General features: G+C 67.8%; 1 protein-coding gene. It reads right to left on the reverse strand.

The window, feature by feature from the left end; genetic code table 11:
- A partial coding sequence (locus ABD256_RS44165; RefSeq protein ID WP_344432401.1) for an acyltransferase domain-containing protein occupies nucleotides 1–953 on the reverse strand: 953 nt, incomplete at its 3' end.
- Between the last annotated feature and the right edge of the window lie 12 nt (nucleotides 954–965).

Here is a 965-nt window from a genome sequence, read left to right on the forward strand (position 1 = left end):
TGCGCGGCGGAGAGCAGGAAGCGGTCCCAGTCGCCGTCGTCGCGGCGCAGGGTCGGCACGACCGTGGCGCCGGTGGTGTTTTCGGTGTGGGTGGCGATGTCGATGGTCAGCACCGGGTGCGGGCTGATCTCGACGAACGTGCCGAGGCCCTGGGAGGCGAGGGTTTCGATGGTGCTGCTGAACTTGACCTGTTCCCGCAGGTTCCGGAACCAGTACGTCTCGTCGAGCTTCGTCCCGTCGAGCACCGCACCGTCCACAGTGGAGTGGAACGTGATGGTGCCCGAGCGTGGCGCCAAGCCGGTCAGCGCGTCCTTCAGATCCGCTTCCAGCGAATCGACCTGGGAACTGTGCGAGGCGTAGTCCACCGGAACCCGCCGAGTGCGCCAGCCCCGCTCACCACACCACGCCTCGGCCTTGTCCAACCGCTCGGTCTCCCCGGAGAGCACCACCGACGCGGGCCCGTTGACCGCCGCGATCGATATCCCGTCCGCTGTCAACGGTTCCAGGTCGGCGGCCGGGGCGGCCACCCACACCATGCCGCCCGCACCCGCCAACCGCGTGATCAGCCTCGACCGGGTCACCACGATCCGCAACGCCTCTTCCAACGTCAAAATCCCCGCCACACACGCGGCCGCGACCTCACCCTGGGAATGACCCACCACCACATCCGGCGTGACACCGACCGACTCCCACAACCGCGCCAGCGAAATCATCACCGCGCACAACACCGGCTGCACCACATCCACCGGCTCCAGCACCACCGGATCATCCGAACCCAGCACCTCCGACAACGACCACCCCACCAACCCGCCCAACACCGCGTCACACTCGGCCATCGCCTCCCCGAACACCGAAGACGACCCCCACAACAACCGCCCCATCCCCACCCACTGCGAACCCTGACCAGGGAACACGAACACCACACCACCACCAGCACCCACGGACCCGGCCACCACGTTCTCCGC

The sequence above is a fragment of the Amycolatopsis minnesotensis genome (assembly GCF_039529815.1).
GTDB classification, from domain to species: domain Bacteria; phylum Actinomycetota; class Actinomycetes; order Mycobacteriales; family Pseudonocardiaceae; genus Amycolatopsis; species Amycolatopsis minnesotensis.